At 71.2% G+C, this 17,984-nt stretch carries 23 protein-coding genes and 1 tRNA gene; 12 read left to right on the plus strand and 12 right to left on the minus strand.

The genetic code is table 11. The features are described from left to right. Nucleotides 1-112: 112 nt before the first annotated feature. On the minus strand, nt 113-1,042 hold the full coding sequence (locus ABD52_RS13455; RefSeq protein WP_047892031.1) for an LLM class F420-dependent oxidoreductase: 930 nt from the start codon (nt 1,040-1,042) through the stop codon (nt 113-115). Between the two features lie 87 nt (nt 1,043-1,129). Here ABD52_RS13455 and ABD52_RS13460 point away from each other — a divergent pair, with 87 nt between their 5' ends. Continuing rightward, nucleotides 1,130-1,438 carry a metalloregulator ArsR/SmtB family transcription factor gene (locus ABD52_RS13460; RefSeq protein WP_013475589.1) on the plus strand — a complete coding sequence of 103 codons (309 nt, stop codon included), beginning with the start codon at nt 1,130-1,132 and terminating at the stop codon, nt 1,436-1,438. A 3-nt stretch (nt 1,439-1,441) separates the two neighbouring features. Further along, nucleotides 1,442-1,972 (plus strand): SRPBCC family protein, encoded by a 531-nt coding sequence (locus ABD52_RS13465; RefSeq protein WP_047892032.1) that lies wholly within the window; start codon nt 1,442-1,444, stop codon nt 1,970-1,972. Between the two features lie 9 nt (nt 1,973-1,981). On the opposite strand, the gene ABD52_RS13470 is transcribed toward ABD52_RS13465, so the two are convergent. Both ABD52_RS13470 and ABD52_RS13475 read right to left on the minus strand, forming a co-directional pair. Then, nucleotides 1,982-2,365, minus strand: a complete 384-nt coding sequence (locus ABD52_RS13470) for a hypothetical protein (protein WP_013287882.1) — start codon at nt 2,363-2,365, stop codon at nt 1,982-1,984. Between the two features lie 80 nt (nt 2,366-2,445). Next, nucleotides 2,446-3,207 (minus strand): GNAT family N-acetyltransferase, encoded by a 762-nt coding sequence (locus ABD52_RS13475; protein WP_047892033.1) that lies wholly within the window; start codon nt 3,205-3,207, stop codon nt 2,446-2,448. Between the two features lie 158 nt (nt 3,208-3,365). Between ABD52_RS13475 and ABD52_RS13480 the strand changes: the two genes are divergently transcribed. Together ABD52_RS13480 and ABD52_RS13485 are read left to right on the plus strand one after the other, a co-directional pair. Beyond that, entirely contained in the window at nt 3,366-3,833 is a 468-nt protein-coding gene (locus ABD52_RS13480) for an SRPBCC family protein (protein WP_047892034.1), read from the plus strand. 369 nt (nt 3,834-4,202) lie between these two features. Further along, entirely contained in the window at nt 4,203-4,637 is a 435-nt protein-coding gene (locus tag ABD52_RS13485; protein WP_047892035.1) for a hypothetical protein, read from the plus strand. 144 nt (nt 4,638-4,781) lie between these two features. Here ABD52_RS13485 and ABD52_RS13490 read toward each other — a convergent pair whose 3' ends face one another. Beyond that, the gene (locus ABD52_RS13490) at nt 4,782-5,267 is read right to left on the minus strand and encodes a hypothetical protein (protein ID WP_047892036.1); all 486 of its coding nucleotides are present in this window, start codon (nt 5,265-5,267) and stop codon (nt 4,782-4,784) included. Further along, nucleotides 5,264-5,770: a SigE family RNA polymerase sigma factor gene (locus ABD52_RS13495; protein ID WP_013475583.1), complete on the minus strand. Its 507-nt coding sequence runs from the start codon at nt 5,768-5,770 to the stop codon at nt 5,264-5,266. The genes ABD52_RS13490 and ABD52_RS13495 overlap by 4 nt, the downstream gene beginning before the upstream one ends. 136 nt (nt 5,771-5,906) lie before the next feature. On the opposite strand from ABD52_RS13495, the gene ABD52_RS13500 reads away from it, so the two are divergent. After that, complete coding sequence (locus tag ABD52_RS13500; RefSeq protein ID WP_047892037.1) at nt 5,907-6,698, plus strand: aminoglycoside N(3)-acetyltransferase; 792 nt, start codon at nt 5,907-5,909, stop codon at nt 6,696-6,698. 129 nt (nt 6,699-6,827) lie between these two features. Here ABD52_RS13500 and ABD52_RS13505 read toward each other — a convergent pair whose 3' ends face one another. After that, on the minus strand, nt 6,828-7,268 hold the full coding sequence (locus tag ABD52_RS13505) for a hypothetical protein (RefSeq protein ID WP_235437459.1): 441 nt from the start codon (nt 7,266-7,268) through the stop codon (nt 6,828-6,830). Between the two features lie 19 nt (nt 7,269-7,287). Between ABD52_RS13505 and ABD52_RS13510 the strand changes: the two genes are divergently transcribed. Then, entirely contained in the window at nt 7,288-7,812 is a 525-nt protein-coding gene (locus ABD52_RS13510; protein WP_235437460.1) for a hypothetical protein, read from the plus strand. On the opposite strand, the gene ABD52_RS38245 is transcribed toward ABD52_RS13510, so the two are convergent. Together ABD52_RS38245 and ABD52_RS40790 are read right to left on the minus strand one after the other, a co-directional pair. After that, nucleotides 7,744-8,127: a hypothetical protein gene (locus ABD52_RS38245; protein ID WP_186461613.1), complete on the minus strand. Its 384-nt coding sequence runs from the start codon at nt 8,125-8,127 to the stop codon at nt 7,744-7,746. The genes ABD52_RS13510 and ABD52_RS38245 overlap by 69 nt on opposite strands. A gap of 335 nt (nt 8,128-8,462) precedes the next feature. Beyond that, the gene (locus ABD52_RS40790; RefSeq protein ID WP_235437461.1) at nt 8,463-8,699 is read right to left on the minus strand and encodes a hypothetical protein; all 237 of its coding nucleotides are present in this window, start codon (nt 8,697-8,699) and stop codon (nt 8,463-8,465) included. Between the two features lie 4 nt (nt 8,700-8,703). Between ABD52_RS40790 and ABD52_RS40795 the strand changes: the two genes are divergently transcribed. After that, entirely contained in the window at nt 8,704-9,084 is a 381-nt protein-coding gene (locus tag ABD52_RS40795) for a hypothetical protein (protein ID WP_235437462.1), read from the plus strand. A gap of 1,125 nt (nt 9,085-10,209) precedes the next feature. Here ABD52_RS40795 and ABD52_RS13520 read toward each other — a convergent pair. Continuing rightward, on the minus strand, nt 10,210-11,277 hold the full coding sequence (locus tag ABD52_RS13520; RefSeq protein WP_047892040.1) for a helix-turn-helix domain-containing protein: 1,068 nt from the start codon (nt 11,275-11,277) through the stop codon (nt 10,210-10,212). Nucleotides 11,278-11,858: 581 nt separating this feature from the next. On the opposite strand from ABD52_RS13520, the gene ABD52_RS37455 reads away from it, so the two are divergent. The 5 genes from ABD52_RS37455 (at nt 11,859) to ABD52_RS39065 (ending at nt 14,330) form a co-directional block, all read left to right on the plus strand. Next, on the plus strand, nt 11,859-12,269 hold the full coding sequence (locus ABD52_RS37455) for a helix-turn-helix transcriptional regulator (protein WP_053065373.1): 411 nt from the start codon (nt 11,859-11,861) through the stop codon (nt 12,267-12,269). After that, nucleotides 12,266-12,526: a hypothetical protein gene (locus ABD52_RS41585; RefSeq protein WP_082171285.1), complete on the plus strand. Its 261-nt coding sequence runs from the start codon at nt 12,266-12,268 to the stop codon at nt 12,524-12,526. Before ABD52_RS37455 ends, ABD52_RS41585 begins: the two co-directional genes overlap by 4 nt. Before the next feature lie 187 nt (nt 12,527-12,713). Next, nucleotides 12,714-13,505: a hypothetical protein gene (locus tag ABD52_RS13535; RefSeq protein WP_145754821.1), complete on the plus strand. Its 792-nt coding sequence runs from the start codon at nt 12,714-12,716 to the stop codon at nt 13,503-13,505. A gap of 114 nt (nt 13,506-13,619) precedes the next feature. Further along, nucleotides 13,620-14,117, plus strand: a complete 498-nt coding sequence (locus ABD52_RS13540) for a DUF5956 family protein (RefSeq protein ID WP_047892043.1) — start codon at nt 13,620-13,622, stop codon at nt 14,115-14,117. An 18-nt stretch (nt 14,118-14,135) separates the two neighbouring features. Beyond that, nucleotides 14,136-14,330 (plus strand): hypothetical protein, encoded by a 195-nt coding sequence (locus tag ABD52_RS39065; protein WP_145754824.1) that lies wholly within the window; start codon nt 14,136-14,138, stop codon nt 14,328-14,330. A gap of 47 nt (nt 14,331-14,377) precedes the next feature. Here the strand turns inward: ABD52_RS39065 and ABD52_RS13545 are convergent. The 3 genes from ABD52_RS13545 to ABD52_RS13555 all read right to left on the minus strand — a co-directional run bounded on the left by ABD52_RS13545 (nt 14,378) and on the right by ABD52_RS13555 (nt 17,938). Beyond that, a tRNA-Ile gene (locus ABD52_RS13545) sits at nt 14,378-14,454 on the minus strand. A 120-nt stretch (nt 14,455-14,574) separates the two neighbouring features. Beyond that, complete coding sequence (locus tag ABD52_RS13550) at nt 14,575-15,810, minus strand: NAD(P)/FAD-dependent oxidoreductase (RefSeq protein WP_047892044.1); 1,236 nt, start codon at nt 15,808-15,810, stop codon at nt 14,575-14,577. Continuing rightward, nucleotides 15,803-17,938, minus strand: coding sequence for an MMPL family transporter (locus ABD52_RS13555; RefSeq protein WP_047892045.1), 2,136 nt, complete (start codon nt 17,936-17,938; stop codon nt 15,803-15,805). Before ABD52_RS13555 ends, ABD52_RS13550 begins: the two co-directional genes overlap by 8 nt. Nucleotides 17,939-17,984: the final 46 nt, after the last annotated feature.

The following is a 17,984-nucleotide window of genomic DNA, read 5'->3' on the forward strand; positions in this document are numbered from 1 at the left end:
GTCCCCGTCGATCTTGGAGTTGTGGCGCCCGGATTGTCGCTCAGGCGAGGCTTGTCAGGTGCCACAACTCCAAGATCGACGGGGACGGCCGGGGCGGCGGGGCGAGCCCGGGTCAGATCTTGGGCATCACCTCGGCAGCTACCAGCTCCAGGTGGTCCAGGTCGCTCACGTCGAGCACCTGGAGGTAGGCGCGCGAGCTGCCCGCCTCGGCGTACCGGCCGAGCGTGTCGACCACCTCGGCGGGCGTGCCGGCGGCGCCGTTGGCGCGCAGCTCGGCCGGGTCGCGCCCGATCGCCTCGGCGCGGCGCTTCACCTCGGCCTCGTTGCGGCCGCAGCAGAGCACGAGCGCGTTGGACCAGGTCATCGTGGACGGGTCGCGGTCGATCCGGGCGCACGCGTCGCGTACCCGCCCGAACTGCGCGACGGTGTCCTCGACCGAGGCGAACGGCAGGTTGAACTCGTCGGCGTACCGGGCGGCCAGGCGGGGTGTGCGCTTCGGTCCCATGCCGCCGAGCAGGATCGGCGGGCGCGGGCGCTGCACCGGCTTGGGCAGCGCTGGCGAGTCGCTGACCGGGTAGTACGTGCCGGGGAAGTCGAACGTGGAGCCCGCCGGGGTGGACCAGAGCCCGGTGATGACGGCGAGCTGTTCCTCCAGCCGGTCGAACCGCTCCCCCAGCGACGGGAACGGGATGCCGTACGCGGAGTGCTCCTCGGCGTACCAGCCGGTGCCGATGCCCAGCTCGACCCGACCGCCGCTCATCTGGTCGACCTGCGCCACGGTGATCGCCAGCGGGCCCGGCAGCCGGAACGTGGCGGCTGTCATGAGCGTGCCGAGCCGGATCCGGGTGGTGTCGCGGGCCAGCCCGGCGAGCGTGGTCCACGCGTCGGTCGGGCCGGGGTCGCCGCTCACCGAGCCCATCTTCAGGTAGTGGTCGGAGCGGAAGAACGCGGCGAAGCCGGTCTCCTCCGCGCGGCGGGCCACGGCGAGGAGCTGGTCGTATGTGGCCCCCTGCTGGGGCTCGGTGAAGATCCGCAGTTCCATCCCCCGAGCATATGGAGCCCGCCGGGCCGGGGCGGCGCGACCTGCCATTCCTTGCCAGGCATATAACCGATAAGGCATATTACAAGAGTGACCGTCGACGCCTTCACCGTCCTGGCCGAGCCCTCCCGGCGCCGCATCCTGGACCGGCTGCGCCGGGCGGAGAGCAGTGTCGGCGAGCTGGTGGACGCGCTGGGCATGAGCCAGCCGGCGGTCTCCAAGCACCTGCGGGTGCTCCGCGACGCCGGCCTGGTCACCTGCCGTACGGCGGCGCAGCGGCGGATCTACCGGGTCGACGTGGCGCCGCTACGCGCAGTCGACGACTGGCTCGGGCCGTACCGGTCGATGTGGACCGCGCATCTCGACGCCCTGGAACGCCATCTCGACAGTCAGGAGTGACAGATGGACCGCGACACGTTCCGTCCCGGCCCGCTCGCCCGGGTGAATCTGGAACCCGCGAACGACAGGTGGGACCTGGTCTTCGTCCGCGACCTGCGGCACCCGCCGGAGACGGTGTGGGCCGCGCTCACCGACCCGGATCAGCTCGCCGCGTGGGCGCCGTTCCTGGCCGACCGCGACCTGGGCCGCACCGGTGACGCCGTGCTCAGCACCGTCGACGGCGAGCAGGCCCACCCGGCGCCGGCCCGGGTGCTGCGCGCGGACCGGCCGCACCTGCTGGAGTACACCTGGGGCGACGACCTGCTCCGCTGGGAGCTGGCCCCGACCGGCGACGGCACCACGCTCACGCTGCGGCACCGGGTCGGCCGGCCCGACCTCGCCCCGATGACTGCCGCCGGCTGGCACCTCTGCCTGGACGTCGCCGCCCATCTGCTCGACGGCGACCCGGTCGGCCCGATCCGGGGCGCGGAGGCGAAGGACTTCGGCTGGGCGGAGCTGCGCGACGCGTACGCCGAACGCCTGAACCGCGACTGACGACGGTCGTCACGCGGTCCGGCGGCGCAGCCACCCGGCGGCGCCGCCGACCAGCGTCGTCCCGATGGTCGTGCCGATGGCCACCAGCGCCGCCCCGACCGCCCACAGGCCGGTGTCGTCGGTCGAGGCGGCGTGCACCGCCCACGGGACGGTGAACGCCACTGTCATCACCGTTGCCACCAGCCAGATGTTCAGCCACCAGCCGCCTACCGCGGCCAGCGCGCCCAGGGTCAGCACCGCGGCGGCGACCTGCCAGACCGCGTACGGCCCACTCATGTCGCCGGTCTGCGGGTCCACGGTCCAGCCGGACTCCCAGCTCAGCCAGGCCACCCAGGCACCGGCCGTGGCCAGCGCCAGGAGCAGACCGCCGAGCAGCGTACGTCTCGTTGTCACGCATTCGATCCTGCCCGGCCGGCGGGCAGGGCGAATGAGCACGCGTACTCGGTTCGCCACCTCGGGACGCATCGAGCGGGCTACGCGTCGGGGATCCGGACCGTGAGCACCCGGGTGAGGGCGCGGAAGCCTGCCGCGTCGTACATGCGGCGGGCCGGGTTGCCGTCGACCACCGACAGGCCGACTGACGGCAGCCCGACCTCCCGCGCGCCGCGCAACGCGTGCACGAGCAGCGCCCGGCCGAACCCGCGCCGCTGTGCGCGGGGCGCCACACCCAGGTTGAGGATCCAGACGCAGTCGTCGTCGGTCCACGGCACCGGCCCGGCGCACAGCACGTGCCCGGCGCTGCGGCCGTCCGGGTCGATCAGCCGGGCCGAGGCGGGCACCAGGGGTGGCACCGGCTCGCCGGTGTCGAACATCGCCCGTACCTCTTCGGTGTCGCTCGGCTGCCAGCGGCCGTCCGGGTGGTCCGGGCCGTACGCCGCGTCCAGCCCTTCGGCGAGGTCGTCGTCCCAGCCGGGGGCGCCGAGCGACCAGCCGTCCGGCAGTGCCACCGGTTCGGGTACGCCGGTCAGGTCGTGTCGCATGTCGGTGGCGGCCCGGTCCAGCTTGAGCCCGTCGGCCACCAGTGCCGCCGCCAGCGCCTCGTCCGGCGTCTCCAGCCGGTGCCCGGCGAGGTCGCGCCGCACCTGCGCGACGAGCCGGGTGAGCGGCGCCTCGGGCAGCGGCCGGACGTCGGCCGCGACCGCGGTGCCGTCGTCGTCCCGCAGCCGCATTCGGGCCAGCGGGGTGTCGTCGTCACCGAGCAGCAGCGAGTCGTGGAGGTGTTGTCGTACCGGCATTCGCGGCAGCGTACCGGGCGCGCCCCGCTCCCGCTCCCCGCCGATCTTGGACTTGTGGCGCCTGAATCGCCCGTCTCAGCCGCATTCGTTCACGACCACAACTCCAAGATCGACGAGGAGCACCCGCGGGCGGGAGGGTGCGGGCCTAGGGTTGGGGGGTGAGCAGGATCGATCGGGGCAGCAGGACGATCGCCGCGCCACCGGCGGCGGTGTACGACGCGCTCGTCGACCGGGCCGCCCTGGAGGCGTGGTTGCCGCCGGACGGGATGCGCGGGCGGATCGAGCGCTGGGATCCACGGCCGGGCGGCGGGTTCCGGATGGTGCTCACCTACCTCGACCCGGCTGGCAGCCCCGGCAAAACGTCGGACGCGACGGACGTGGTCGACGTCGGGTTCGCCGAACTCGTACCGGCACGCCGGGTGGTGCAGACGGCCGTGTTCCAGGCCGACGACCCGGCGTACGCGGGCACCATGACCATGACCTGGCACCTCACGGCGGCCGGCGACGGCACCGCTGTGACGGTCACCGCCACCGGTGTGCCGCCGGGCATCGACCAGAGGGTGCACGAGGAGGGCATCGCGTCCTCGCTGGCGCACCTGGCCGCGTACCTCGAACCGGGCGGCTGACCTCGACGGAGGCCGGGAATGGCGGCGGCTTTTGCGGGTAGCCGCCGGCGGTGACCGGGCAGCGTGCGGGGCGCGGCGGCCGGCGGGGGTCGTCGCGGCGCGCCGGCCTGGACGCGGAACGGTTCGACGAGGCGTGGGAACGCGTGAACGAGCGCGGCCGGGCCGCCGGGCGGGACCGGATGCAACAGCTGCGGATCAAGTCCGTACTCGCCGTGCAGGCCGGACTTGCGGCGGCGCTGGCCTGGGCCGCCGCGCGCTGGCTCACCGGCATGCCGAGCCCGATCTTCGCCCGCGGACGCGGGCGTGCAGGTGCATGTCGTGCCGTCCGTCGTCGTGCACGGCAGCGCTGCGCTCGGCTAGGGTGCGCCTGTGGCAGTGACGGCAGCGGGCGTCTTCCGGCGTACGCCGCAGGAGCGGGCCGACCAGCGACTCGCCTGGGATCGCGCCGACCAGCCGTTCTTCGCCGCCGGGGCCTGCCACATCCTGGCCTGGGTGTGCCGGGACACCTACCCGGATCGGCCGATCGGTCTCGCGGGGTTGCGGTTCGCGGGTCAGAGCCAGGTCTTCCACGTGTACGCGACCTGGGCGGACCGGGCGTTCGACCACGCCGGCTGGAACCCGGAGGCGGATCTGCTCGCGGCCAACCGGGAGTTCGAACGGCGCCCCCTGGAGCGGATCGCGATCGTCGACGATCTCGCCACCTTCTGCCGGGAGCACTTCTCCCGCATGCCACACCAGTACTGGGGTGATCCGCTCCCCCGCGCCCGCGACTACGTGAACCGGCACGCCCCGCCGTGGGAGTGACGCCGAACGTCGGTAGGGCCGTCTCCACCCGGCTCGGATCGGTCGGGCGTACCCGCATGGACTGACCGCGCCGAGGGCCGGGCCCGCCACGGTCGGGGCGGGCCCGGCCCTCGCACCGGCCCGGAGGGTGCCGGCGTACGACGGTCAGCGCCTGATGGGGCTGGGCGACGGAGCCGCACCGCCCGGCGGGCTCGTGCCCTCCGGACCCAGCGGGACGGGCGACGGCATCGCACCGCCCGACGGGCTCGTGCCCTCCGGGCCTACCGGGACGGGCGACGGTGCGCCCGGGCGAGTCGGGTCCGCGCCGTCCGGCATCCGCCGGCCGTCCGGGCCGACCGGGACGGGCGACGCCAGGCCCGGCGGGGCCGGAACGGGCTCGGTCCGGTCCGGCTGCGGGGCGCTCGTGCCCGGCTGCGGCGAGATCACCGGGTCGTCGCCGCGGCCGGCGTAGGCGAACGGCGCCCCGATCACCAGCACCGCCAGGATGCCCGCCGCACCTGCCGCCACCGTGTTGCGTCGACGGTTACGCACGCGCCGTTCCGCCCTGGTCAATGAGTCCTGCACAGTCGGTGCCTCCTCGGCGATGTCGGTGAGGGTGGAGCGGAGCAGACCTTCGAACGGATCACTCATCGCCGCATCTCCAGAAGCTCGCTGTCCGGCAGGATCTGACGCAGTCGGGTGACCGCCCGGTGGGTCCGGCTGCGCACCGTCCCGACCGAGCAGCCCAGCAGTTCGGCGACCTGGGCCTCCGGCAGGTCCTCGTAGTAGCGCAGGACCACGACGGTGCGCTGCGCGGGCGGCAACTCCCACAGCGCCGCCCGCAACGCCAGCCGGAGATCCGTACCGCCGGCCGGGTCGGCCACCACCGGCTCCCGCACACCGGCCGGGGACTCCCGACGACGGCGCAACCGCCGCCACCAGCTCACCTGCTCCCGGTACATGACGGCACGGAGGTAGCCCTCCGGGTCGGCGTGCCGGATGCTCCGCCACTTCGGAATGATCTTCGACAGCGCCGACTGGAACAGATCCTCGGCACTGCTGCGGTCACCGGTGAGCAGGTAGGCGACCCGTATCAGCGCCGGGGCACGGCTCGCCACGAACTCGGCCAGCACCGCCCGCTCGTCCTCGTCCACCGCACCACCCTCGTCTCCTCGTTCACCAGTGACAGACGCCGGTAGGCACCGCCGCTATCCCGGGATCGGCGAAACGGTTTCCGCGGGCGTCGGCACCGTCCCCGGTCCAGGCTCGGCCCCGCCTACACTGCGGCGGGTGGACCAGGCCGCACCGCACACCGTCAGCTCGATCGCGTACGACCTGCGCGCGCTCGGCATCGTCCCGGGTGACGTTCTGCTGCTGCACTCGTCGTACCGGAGTCTCGGGTTCGTCGCCGGTGGCACGGAGGCGGTGGTGCGGGCGCTGTTGGCGGCGCTCGGACCGGAGGGCACCCTCGTCGTGCCGACGCACACCCCGGAGAACACGGACCCGGCCGAGTGGCGGCATCCGCCCGTACCCGAGGCGTGGTGGCCGGTCATCCGCGAGCAGACGCCCGGCTTCGACCCGGCGTGCACGCCGAGCCGGTGGATGGGCGCCGTCGCCGAGACGGTACGCACCTGGCCGGGCGCCCGCCGCAGCGACCACCCGCAGGTGTCCTTCGCCGCGCTCGGCGCGCACGCCGCCGACGTCGTGGAGGGACACCGCCTCGACGACGCGCTGGGCGAGCACTCACCGCTCGGCGCGGTGTACCGGCTCGACGGCAAGGTGCTGCTGCTCGGCTGCGACCACAGCTCCAACACCTCGCTGCACCTGGCGGAGTGGCGGCAGGCGTCGCCGCCGCGGGCGGTGACGGGCTCGGCGGTACGGCTGCCGGACGGCACGAGCCGGTGGACCACGTGGACAGACGTCGTCACCGACGAGGACGACTTCGACCGGCTGGGCGCCGACTTCGAGGCGACAGGCGGCGCGACGACCGGCCAGGTCGCCGGCGCGACGGCACGGCTGATGCGCCAGCGCACCCTGGTCGACTTCGCAACCGCCTGGATGGCCACGAACCGCGGGCGTTGACCGCGCCTCGGGCGGGCTTTCATCGATCTTGGAGTTGTGGCTCCTCGGATGTCCCGCACGCGGCCTTTGTGAGGTGCCACAACTCCAAGATCGATGTAGCGAGGGCGCCGGGAACGACGGGCCGCGCGCTCAGTCCGGCGGCTTGGGGGCGAAGGGGTTACGGCGGGGCTGGCGTAGTTCCCACTCCGCCGGGCAGAGGTGGGTCCACGCGGCTCCCGTCACCGATCGCCGGTCGGGCAGCTCGTCGCCCCAGGCCGGCAGGCGGTTCTCGACCTGCCGGACATAGCGCTCGTAGACGACAAGCTCGCGGTACTCCGGATCGTGCCGCCAGAGCGCGTACGGCTGCTCGCGCAACCAGTCGCATGCCGCGTCGCCCTCGGCGACCAGATCCGCGGTCGGCGGCAACACCGCCAGCGGCCGATCGTTCCGCCGGTCGCCGTACTGCTTCAGGTACGCCAGGTATCCGCTCTCGTCCCGCGGGTGGGTCGCGTGGACGCCGACGACGGTCACCGGCAAGGCGAGCAGCGCGGTCACGGCCAGTGCCGACACCACCCACAGGCGTCTGTTCACGCGGCAACCATAGACTGCGGTGCATCTGTCCGCCGCCCCCTGGCAGCGGCGCGCCACGCCTACGATCTCGCGCATGAAATCGCCGCGCCTGCGCCTTCTCAGCTGCCTCGCCGTGCCGTTGCTGGCAGCCTGCGGCGCCGAACCGTCCGAGATGGTGGCGGAGGTGCCGCCGACGTACACCTGCTGCGAGGACCTGGACGTCGACAAGCCGTATCAGCCTGGCCAGACCGTGACCGTCCACTGGACCGTCGAGTCCCCGGACGAGCCGGGCTCCGCCTCGCCGCAGGTCGAGCTGGCCGCACGGCTGACGGGTCCGTTCGGCACTGTGGACGACCTCAAGGCCGCTTCGGCGGTCCCGGGGCTGGTCACCTTCACGGCGACACCGGTCCGGCCGACCGGCACTCCGGGCGAGCGTCCCGCCAGCACGATCGTGATCGGCCCCGATGCCAAGCCGGGCTTCTACGACCTGGTCACCTCAGTGATCGACGGAGGCAACGCCACGTCCAGTGGCAGCAGCATCGTCCGGGTCGTGCCCGAGCAATGAGCGCCGGCTTCCAGGAGCAGGCATCTCCCGAGGCGGCCCCGGCTCGGCGCGGCACCAACCGCCTCGGAACTCCACTCCGGGGATTCCCTCGATCAGGCGGCTGATGTCGACCACCGCCCCGAGAGAGTCGGCGACGCTGCCGCGCAGTTCTCCGACCGCCGATTCGAGATCGTCGTCTTCCGTGCGCCACTCGACATCCGCATCTCGCAGCTCGGCCACTGCGCGATCGGTGAGAGCCTCCGCGTCAGTGACCAGGACGTCGACTCTGCAGTACAGGTGCAGAGCGAACGGCGTCGAGGCGTGCGGGTTCTCCATCCGGTCAGCATGCCGAAGCAGGCGTGAGTTGGGTAGAGCGCTCCCGACGGGCCCGGCCCTCGCCGTGGTAGAGGTCCGCCCGGTCCTGGAAGCTTATGACCCGGGCGAGTTCATCAGTGGGATGCGCGGGGCCACCCACTCGGCCAACCCGCGCCGTAGCAGGAACCGCTGATCCGAAGTGAGATCAACCGTTACGACGTCAGCAGCGCTCATGCGCGCGATTGTCACCCGGGCGGTCCATCTGGTTGATGGCCGCCACTGCGTCCGACATGTATCGTCACGCTCCCGCAAGATCGCGAGATGGGATACGACGTGACGGTACGACGGTTCGGGCTCTACGTGGCGGTCGCTGCGATGCTGCTCACCGCCTCGGCGTGTGGCCGCGCCGACGAGACGCCGGGCACGCCCACCGCCGTGGCGGCGAGCACCGCTACGGAGTCACCCACTCCCATGCCCTCGGCGCCGACGGCCACACCGAGCCTCGCGCCCGAGCCCTCGCAGACCTCACGGTCCTCGGGGACTCCCCGGTCCTCGACGGCCCCCGCGGCCGCGCCCACGACCAGGAAGGCCACGCAAGTGGCCACCGCCAGCAGCAAGGCGGCCTGCACCACCGTCAGAGGTCCCTTGGAGAAGGCCATCGCCGGGCTGATCACCCTGGTCGGGGTCGCCTCCAGTTCGACAGTGGAGGCCGAGCTCGTCAACGCCCGGGCGGAGGCGTCCACCCGATTGGTCAACCTCGAGGCGGTGGCGAACAGGGTGGCCGGCGAGCAGACCGACCGCACGCTGCGGAAGAAGTTCCAGGTGCTCACCATGGCCGCAGGCCGGAAGGACGTCGAGGTCCGCTCGATCAAGCCCAAGCTCGAATATGCGGAAGCGATCGTGAAGGTGGCGAGCGACACGGGCGACCTGGAGAGCGCGGTCGACAAGCTCGAGCCGACCTGCGGCAGGTACTGGTAGCTCGGCTGAGCAGGGCGTCTCGCGTGGCAGGGCGGGCGGCATCGAACGCATCCCGCCTTTCGGTACGGTGACGCTTCACGGGTCGCGCCCCAACCGTCGAAGGCCTCGCCGTTCAGGAGGTGACGCGCGTGCGATGGACCAGCCGCATGTTGTGGTGGCCGATCAGCGTCTGCCTGATGGTGACGCCAGCAGCCTGTACGTCCTCAAGCGGTTCCGGCCAGGGTGAGGCCCGACCACCCGCACCAACTGCATCTCTGGGTACTGACCCGAGCGCGTCCCCGTCAACTGACGGGAGCGCCAGGCAGGAGTCATGCACTGTATCGGTGGATGCGATGCAGGAACCGCCGGCGGGTTATCGGCTCGTGGGAGAGGACGTCGCGGTACCTGACCGGCCTGTGCTTCAAGCAGAGGAATCGGGGCAACCGGACCCGGCAGCCCGGCTGTTCGCCAAATGGGGATTGGTCGTACGCGGCGGCGCAGTGATCGATCTTCGGGTGGCATCCGGCTGGGAGGACAGGGCGCGTCTCGGATGGGGCTCGTCAGTGGTGCCGGCCGTGCGCGCCCGTGTGCGCGCCTGCGCACCTGTCGACGACCAATCTCAGTGGCTGGCCTTCGTCGGCGGCACGTGGGTTGCGCGGGCGACCTGCCTACCGCTCACAATTCGGTCGCGGGGGCAGACGGCGCAAGTACAGCTAGGTATCGGTGTCCCGTGCGACGGAACCGACCCGCCAAGTTCCTAGGAAGGCTCGCCAGGAACTTCGCTGTAAGACGGATCTCCTCGTCGCAGTCGTAGACCGGCCTCAGTGCGGACCGAGAGCGTCGGACCGGACCTCGACGCGGTGCGTGCGGGTCGCCACCAGCATGGCCGACCAGGGAAAACGGGTGGTGGGGCGGGCGGGGTTCGAACCCGCGACCGAGGGATTATGAGTTAGATTTCCCGCGTGATCGCTAGTCCGAAGACGTGTTGAGGGGTGCCTATCCGTCCTGGTGGGCACCCTTCACCGTGGTTCCCCATCTAGCCCCGTGACGATCAATCCGGAGGCGTCCGGGCTCACACCGGGCTCACGTTAGGCCCCCACGCCGGTCGGCTGAGTGCTCTCAGCCGCAGTGAGCTCCGCCTCGCTGTCAGGCTCGCTCGACCTCGCGCAGCATCAACGCGAGGCTCTGTGACCGCCGCTCGGCCGGGAGCGCGTCCCAAGCCCGCCGGGCGTACATGACGCCGCCAGCCTTGTCGCCGGCCTTTGCCATCGTCAGCCCCCGATGTAGCTCGATGTGCGTCGCGAAGCGCGGGAGCCCTGCCGGCCGTGTCCGGTCGGCCTCCTCTTGAGCCTCGCTTCCAGGTTCCGGCATCCCCAAGCGGGCGTACAGCATGCTACGGAAGGTCGCCATACGCCATGGCGGAACGGCGGTGTCGGAGATTTCCCCGTCCGGTGACGCGACGTGATCGAAGACGCGGCGCGCTTCGGTGTCAAGCGCAATCGCGCCGGCCTGGTTGCCGCGCCCCGCCGCGACGTGCGCGCCGGCCATGAGGGCTTGGACGCGGCCGAGCGAGGGCCGGTCGGACAGGGCTAGGGCCTGGTCGGCGTACCGCCGGGCCGTTGGAAGCGCCGCGCCTTCGTAGGCGAGTGCGATAGCTGCCCTGCCTCGAACCCATACGCGGACTCCAAGGTCGTCGGACCGGTCCGCCGCCGTTGCCGCTAGGTCGTACCAACGGATCGCTTCAGCCGGGTTGGGTGTGGTTTTCCCATAGGTGACCAGGGCTCGCGCGGCGTGCGACCACATGTGCGGCGTGTCGAGGTGCTGTTGAAGGATCACGAGGTCATTCGCAAGTCTGACCTGGAGAACGGCCGCTCCTACAGCCATGTAGTCCCGGCCGTACTGGTCAACCCGCTCGCGCCAGTCTTCCTCGGCCCCTCGGCCATCAAGTGCGGCGGTGAAGCCAGCTCGGATGAGTTCTCCAGCCACGACCGGACCCACGACGCCGGCTGCGAGTCCGAGTACTTGTCGGCGGTTCACGTCACCCTCCCCGAGCGCCCGCGCATAGGCGAGCACGATGTCAGGGGTCGCGGCCCTCCGTCCTGCCTCCACGTTGCTCAGGTGCGAAGCCGAGTAGCACGAGCGGGCCGCCACCGAGGCCAGCGTCGCGCCGGCCTCGGTACGAGCCTGCCGCAACTGCGCGCCAAGGTCGTCCACGGGGTCCCCCTGTTGAAAGCCTCTGAAAGCATCGACCTCCTTCCGAGCGTAGTCCGCTGATTGCAGGCTGAGACCAGACGGCCGACGCGACGGGAGGTAGAGCAACGTGCCTCGATGGAAGTGGTTTCGGCGCAAGCAGAACCCCGGAGATGCCTCAGAGCGCTCGGCGCGTGCGCAATGTAGCGGTCTACATGTCGGCCGCGTCCGTTCAGCGCCCGGCTGGAACGGTCCCACAATGCTGCTGGATGATCGGCCCTTGCTGACGCGGGGTGGCATGTGGCGGGCTGATCAGGCGGGCCGCCGGTCACGTGGAGATCGGCGGTGAACGTGGGAACGCCGCTGCCTGAACCCCCTTTCGCCGTGATGATGGCGGGTTTCGTCGTTGACTTCCATCACCGAGATGCGTGCTCTCGGTGCCAGCCGGACGGCAGTTGTGCTCGGCTCAGTCGCGCGGGCGAAACGCTGCTGGCGTGGAGAGCCAGGAACGGGCAGACGGCCGGCTTACTGCCGGCGCGTAGCGCTGCGGAGTACGCGCCGGCTCGGCCGCCGGGTCGTCTGTCGCATGAGGGTGGTGGGCGGCGGTGACCCTTTCTGTGGTGGCCGCGCTCGCCGCTCCTCAGCGCCTGGAGGCGGTCCCGTTGGAGGTGGTGGCGGACTCACGCCGGGTGTCGGGGCGTGCTCTGGCAGAGTCGCGGCGGTCGGCGGGGGTGACACAGGAGCGGTTGGCGCTCTTGGTGCGGCGGTCGCGCAGCAGCATCGCCAACATCGAGGTAGGGCGCCAGGTCGCGCCACGCGAGTTCTGGATGGCCTGTGACGTGGCGTTGGGATGCGAGAGTGCGTTGGCCGCGTGGGGCCGCACGGACGCCCTGCTGCGTCGGCTGAGGGAGCAGAAGAAGGAAGCGCAGATTCGGCAGATCCTCGCCCAGCCGCCTCCTGGATGTGTCTGTCGGGAACTGCATCGGCTGTTGGCGGAGTCGGGGTGGTCGTCGTGACGCGCCGGCCGCATTCGCCGCTTCGGCCGATCTGGCTGTGTCGTGCCTGCGGCCATCCATGGCCGCGTGGGGACGCGAAGCTTGCGCTCTTGAGTGAGTACGAACGGAACAGGGTGAGCCTGTTCGTGTACCTGGCCGGGACGCTGGGTGATGCGGCGGACGACCTCGCCAAGCTGCGCGCCGAGGTGCCGAGTGCGAACGAGCTGTTCGATCGCTTTTTGGGGTGGCCGAAGTTGCAAAAGAGGGAGCGAAGCTAGGCCGACCGAACAGGCCGAACGCGATTTCACCGCCGGGTCCGATCTCGCCCGTGCGGCAATTCCGCTTATGTATATTGATTGATGTTGGTGGATGTCAGTAAAGCGACGAAGCATTGATTGACCGTTCTAGATGTCGCAAGAATTCTCACGACCGCATTAACCGGCAGTTTGCGTGAGAGGAGAAAGCGTGAACATCCGTAGCCTCAGAAGGGGCGGCGCAATCGTCGCCGGCCTTCTCGCTGTCGTGCTCGGCGTCACGGCGGTGGAAGCTCCGGCGGTGGCCGGCGCGAGCGGGAAGAACACCTACGACGGCGCTCAGAAGGTGCTCGCGCCGTGCATCGCGCTGGCCATGCAGCAGAAGTCGCCGGATTGGGTCTGCACGAGCGCCGGTCTGGCCAGCACCCGCCGTGACCCCAACGGCACCCCCGTCACCACCTACACGCCCGTCGCCGCGACGATCGCCCCGGCCCCCGATCCCGTGTCGGTCCTCGCGGACGACTACGACACCTGGTGCGAGAGCAGCGGCACCTGTCACCGGATCATCGACGCCTCGCGCTACATCGGCGAGACGAAGGGCAACGCCACCTACGGCGACAGCAACGGGGTTATCGGCAGTTTCGACGTGATCATCCGCAACAGCCTCCAGGGTCGGCGCGGCCGGTGGACCGTCTCCCTGATCTGGGACTACGGCCCGTCGCTGACCTTCAGCGACTCCTGGATCAACTGCTACGAGGTCATCGACAACTGGCCGGACGCCGACTGCGGCGACCACGCTCTCTACCCGGGCCGAATCAGTGGCACGAACTGGCGCTGGAACAGCTCGACTCTCTACGGCAACTTCCTGGTCAACCCCAAGCCGTACTACGCGGCCTTCAACACCGACTTCACCCCCGGCGGCTACTCCGTGCGCACGCTGCCCCCGCTGGAGACGGCGCGCTTCAAGTGTTACGGGTCGACCGCCGACCCCTGCAAGTTCTGATCCTGTCCGGTCCGAAGTCGTACCATCACAGGTGAATGCGGATGTGTGACCACGGTCCCGACCTCTCCCCGGGGAGGCCGGGACCGTGCCGTAGCAAGCCTCCGGAGGAGCAGCATGGGCGACACCAGCGCCGCACCGAACGCCTGGGACACGGCCGCGCCGTTCCCCGGTTCACCGCCGGACATCACCGAGCGCCGCCACGCCATCCACACTCCTGATGGCAGGTACTGGGAGCTGAGCGTTTCCGGCTGGGATGCCATGCTCGGCTACCTCGCCGACCCCTCCACCCTGGCCCGGCTCCCTGAAACCCGGCAACACCAAGTGGAGGTGAAGATCATCGACCGTGCAGGAGAGCGTACGTCCTTCGAGCCGCGCACGGCCGATGACCAAGAGATCATCGATGAGGCCGCGAACTCGTTCCTACGCGATGTGGGATTGCCGGAGCGGCCGGCTGGCTATCGCTGGTTTCAACGCCTACCCGACGACCTCACCGTCAGAGACATCGATGAAGCGATCTACGAGGCGATCAAGCACCTACCCCTCGACCACCACCCCGCCGAGGCGGTGCCGGCCATCCGTGCGGCCCTCGCAGAGCTGTACAGCGGCCGATGAGGCGGCGACGAGGCCACCGTGACCGACATGGGTGAGCCTCGAAGAGTGCAGCGCCACTGGAACCCCGAGCTGGCGGAGGCGGCACCGGAGCAGCGTATCGGCGTCCCTCGTCCGGATCGAGGAGACGAGCCCAAGAGCGATGCCGGAAACCGCATCGTCGCTCTCGACGCCGACGGCTTGAAGGTGTCGAAGCGCCACATCAAACGAGTGTAAAAGATCGCAAAACTGGCAAGAAGTAGCAGGTCAAGCGCTCTTTCTGATGGTGGGGCGGGCGGGGTTCGAACCCGCGACCGAGGGATTATGAGTCCCCTGCTCTAACCGGCTGAGCTACCGCCCCGTGACCGCGCCGGATCGTAACCCGCCGATCGCTGCGCGGACCACCACCTACCGGGCGGAAACACGGCCGCGACAGCACGATGGGCAACGCGAGGATAACAACGCGCTACCCGCCGATGGCTCACCCGCGCCGCAACTGCGTGAGGACCGCGCCGACCGTACGCCACCCGCTGGCGAGCGCCCCCTGGATGGACGGGCTGTCCCGGTGGTCCCCGGCCACGTACAGGCCGTCGCCGAGCGCCACCGGCTTGCGCAGCCGGCCCTGTGGTGGCGGTGCCGCCGGGAGCGCGTCCGGCACGGCGACTGTGGTGAGGTGGGTCCAGTCGGCGGTGGAGCGGCCGTAGAGGCGGTCCAGTTCGCGTCGGATCACCGGTTCGGGCGGCGCCTGCGGGCCGACCACCGAGGTGGCGACGAGGTGCTGGCCGTCCGGCGCGTACGTGGGCGCGGCCTGGCTCACCACCACCGTGTTGGCGATCAGTTCCCACCGGTCGCCGTCGAGCAGCAGGATCGGCTCGTCCAGCGGCGCCGTGTCGGTGCGGTGGTAGTAGGTGGTGTACGCATGCATGCGTACCCTCGGCAGCCCTGGCAGCAGCGTGGCCGCCGCGGGCGGGTCCACCGCGACCACGACGGCGCGGCAGGTGATCTCGCCGGACGGGGTGCGGACCCGGCCGGGCGCGACGTCGGTGACCGGGGTGTTCAGTTCGATCAGCTCGGCGGGCAGGGGCGCGGCGAGCGCCCGGGGCAGCGCCTGCATCCCGTCCGCGGGCAGGCCGATCCGGCCGCGGGCGAAGGAGCGCATGACGACCGCGAGGACGTGGCTGGAGGTGGCCAGCTCGCGGTCGAGCAGCACGCCGGACAGGAACGGCCGGAGCAGTTCCTCGATGATCGCGTCGGAGAGCCCGGCCCGGCGCAGCGCCTTCTCGGCGCTGGTCTCGGGTGTGTCGAGGAGCCGCCCGACCGGCACCGTGGCGTAGCCGGCGGTGAGCGTGGCGAACCGCAACCGATCGGTCAGCGATCCGATGCCCGCGGTGAGCGTGCCGGGTGCGCCGGTGGGTTCGCGCAGCGGGTTGACCAGGCGTTCCAGCCGGTCGCCGCGGCGCACCAGCACGCCGGAGGTGAACCAGCCCATCGTGAGAGTGCCGACGTCGACCAGTCCGGTGAGCCGCGGGTAGGCGGTGTTGAGCACCTGGAAGCCCCGGTCGAGCAGGAACCCGTCGACGCGGTCGGTGGCGACCCGCCCGCCGAGCCGGTCGCCCGCCTCCAGCAGCCGCCACGGCACGCCGGCGCGGTGCAGCCGCCGGGCGGCGGCGAGACCGGCCAGGCCGCCGCCGACGATCACCACGTCCGTGTCAGGCACGGTCCACCCCCGCCCCGGCCCGGTCGCCCTCGCGGTGCGACCGCGACAAGCGGCCCGGCCACCAGACCTTCGGCCCGATGTCGTACGCGAGCGCGGGCACCAGCAGCGAGCGGACCACGATGGTGTCGAGCAGTACGCCGACGGCGACCGCCACGCCCAACTCGACGAGCACCACGAGCGGCAGGACGGCGAGCGCGGAGAACGTGGCGGCGAGCACGATGCCGGCGGAGGTGATGACGCCGCCGGTGACGGCCAGTCCGGCGAGCACACCGGCGCGGGTGCCGCGGCGGACCGACTCCTCGCGGACCCGGCTCATCAGGAAGATGTTGTAGTCGATGCCGAGCGCGACCAGGAAGACGAACGCGAACAGCGGGAAGGACTGGTCGACGCCGGGGAAGTCGAAGACGTACCGGAACAGCAGCGCGCACAGGCCCAGCGTGGCCAGGAACGACAGCACCACTGTGGCGATCAGCAGCACCGGTGCGACCAGGGCCCGCAGCAGCAGGGCCAGGATGACCGCGATGACCAGCAGCACCACCGGGATGATGACGTCACGGTCGCGTACCGAGGCGTCGGCGGTGTCCACGTTGATCGCGGTGAAGCCGCCGACCACGGCGTCGGCGCCGGGTACCCGGTGCACCGCCTCGCGCAGGTCGCGGATGGTGCGTTCGGCGCCGTTGCTGTCCGGCGGGTCGGCGAGCGTGACGTCGAGCTGGACCCGCCCGTCGACCACCTTCGGGGGCGCGTCCGGGTCGGGCGGCGCGTTCTCGCCCCGCTGGCCGAGCGGCAGCACCGAGGCGACGCCCGGCACGCCCTGCGCCACCTGGGCGACCTGCCGCGCGGTGGCCTGGGTGGTGAAGATGGTGGCGGGGCTGCCGGTGCCGGCCGGGAAGTGCCTGTCGATGACCTCCTGCCCGGCCACGGAGTCGGTGCGCTGGGTGAACAGCTGGGACTGGCCGAGCGTGGTGGCGCCGAGCTGGGTCACCCCGATCGTGAGGGCGGCGAGCACCACGGCGGTGACGACCCAGACGGTACGCGCGCGGCGCGCCACGAAGCCGGCGATCCGCCCCCAGATGCCGTGTTCGGTGCGCGGGTCGGCCTGGTCGTAGCGGGGTCGCCGGGGCCAGAACGCCCAGCGGCCACCGAGGACCAGCAGCGCGGGCAGGAACGTGAGCATCACCAGCAGCGTGGCGGCGATGCCGACGGCACTGACCGGGCCGAGCGCGCGGTTGGAGTTGAGGCTGGACAGCAGCAGGCAGAGCAGGCTCACGATGACTGTGGCGCCGGAGGCGATGATGGCCGGGGCGGCGCCCTTCCAGGCGGTCCGCATGGCGTCCCACGGGCGCTCGTGCCGGTGCAGTTCCTCCCGGTAGCGGGCGATGAGCAGCAGCGCGTAGTCGGTGCCGGCGCCGAAGACGAGCACGGTGAGGATGCCCTGTGCCTGCCCGTTGAGCTTGACGATGTCGTGGTCGGCGAGCAGGTAGACGAAGACGGCGGCGAGCGAGTACGACATCCCGGCGGCCAGCAGTGGGAAGATCCAGAGGACCGGGCTGCGGTAGACGACGAGCAGGATGACCAGCACCACTGTCAGCGTGACCAGGAGCAGCGGCCCGTCGATCGCGCCGAACACCTCGATCAGGTCGCCGAGCAGCCCCGCGGGTCCGGCCACGTCGACGGTGAGCCCGTCGCGGTCCGGGCCGGCGATGTCGCGCAGGCGTTCCACAACGGACCGGATCTGTTCGCCCTCGGAGCTGTCGATCGGCACGATCACCTGGGCGGCCTGCTCGTCCTGGCTGACGACCGGTGGCGGCAGCCGACCGACCACGCCCGGCACCTCGGCGAAGCGGGCCGCGTCGGCCCGGATGCGCTGCTGGTCGGCCGGGGTGAGGCCGCCGGGTCGTTCGTAGACCACGAGTGCCGGGGTGGTCTCCCGGTCGACGAATCCGGCGGCCAGGTCCTGCGCCCGGGTGGCCTCGGCGTCGGCCGGCAGGAAGGAGGCGTTGTCGTTGGTGGAGACCTCGCCGAGCTTGCCGGAGTAGGGGCCGGCGATGCCGCCGACGATCAGCCAGCCGAGCACCACCGCCACCGCGATCAGCGTCGCGGTCCAGCGGCTGCGTCCTGCGGCCATCTCCACCGTCCTCGAATCGACGCATCAATCGACGCAGCGGGAGTCT

It is taken from the genome of Micromonospora sp. RV43, from assembly GCF_001029515.1.
Taxonomy (GTDB): domain Bacteria; phylum Actinomycetota; class Actinomycetes; order Mycobacteriales; family Micromonosporaceae; genus Micromonospora; species Micromonospora aurantiaca.

Excerpts from the sequence above, each read along its gene's own strand:
- ABD52_RS13455 (WP_047892031.1), bottom strand. The coding sequence starts at position 1,042 with ATGGAACTGCGGATCTTCACCGAGCCCCAGCAGGGGGCCACATACGAC.
- ABD52_RS13465 (WP_047892032.1), top strand. The coding sequence starts at position 1,442 with ATGGACCGCGACACGTTCCGTCCCGGCCCGCTCGCCCGGGTGAATCTG.
- ABD52_RS13475 (WP_047892033.1), bottom strand. The coding sequence starts at position 3,207 with ATGCCGGTACGACAACACCTCCACGACTCGCTGCTGCTCGGTGACGAC.
- ABD52_RS13490 (WP_047892036.1), bottom strand. The coding sequence starts at position 5,267 with ATGAGTGATCCGTTCGAAGGTCTGCTCCGCTCCACCCTCACCGACATC.
- ABD52_RS38245 (WP_186461613.1), bottom strand. The coding sequence starts at position 8,127 with ATGGAGAACCCGCACGCCTCGACGCCGTTCGCTCTGCACCTGTACTGC.
- ABD52_RS13540 (WP_047892043.1), top strand. The coding sequence starts at position 13,620 with ATGGGCGACACCAGCGCCGCACCGAACGCCTGGGACACGGCCGCGCCG.
- ABD52_RS13555 (WP_047892045.1), bottom strand. The coding sequence starts at position 17,938 with ATGGCCGCAGGACGCAGCCGCTGGACCGCGACGCTGATCGCGGTGGCG.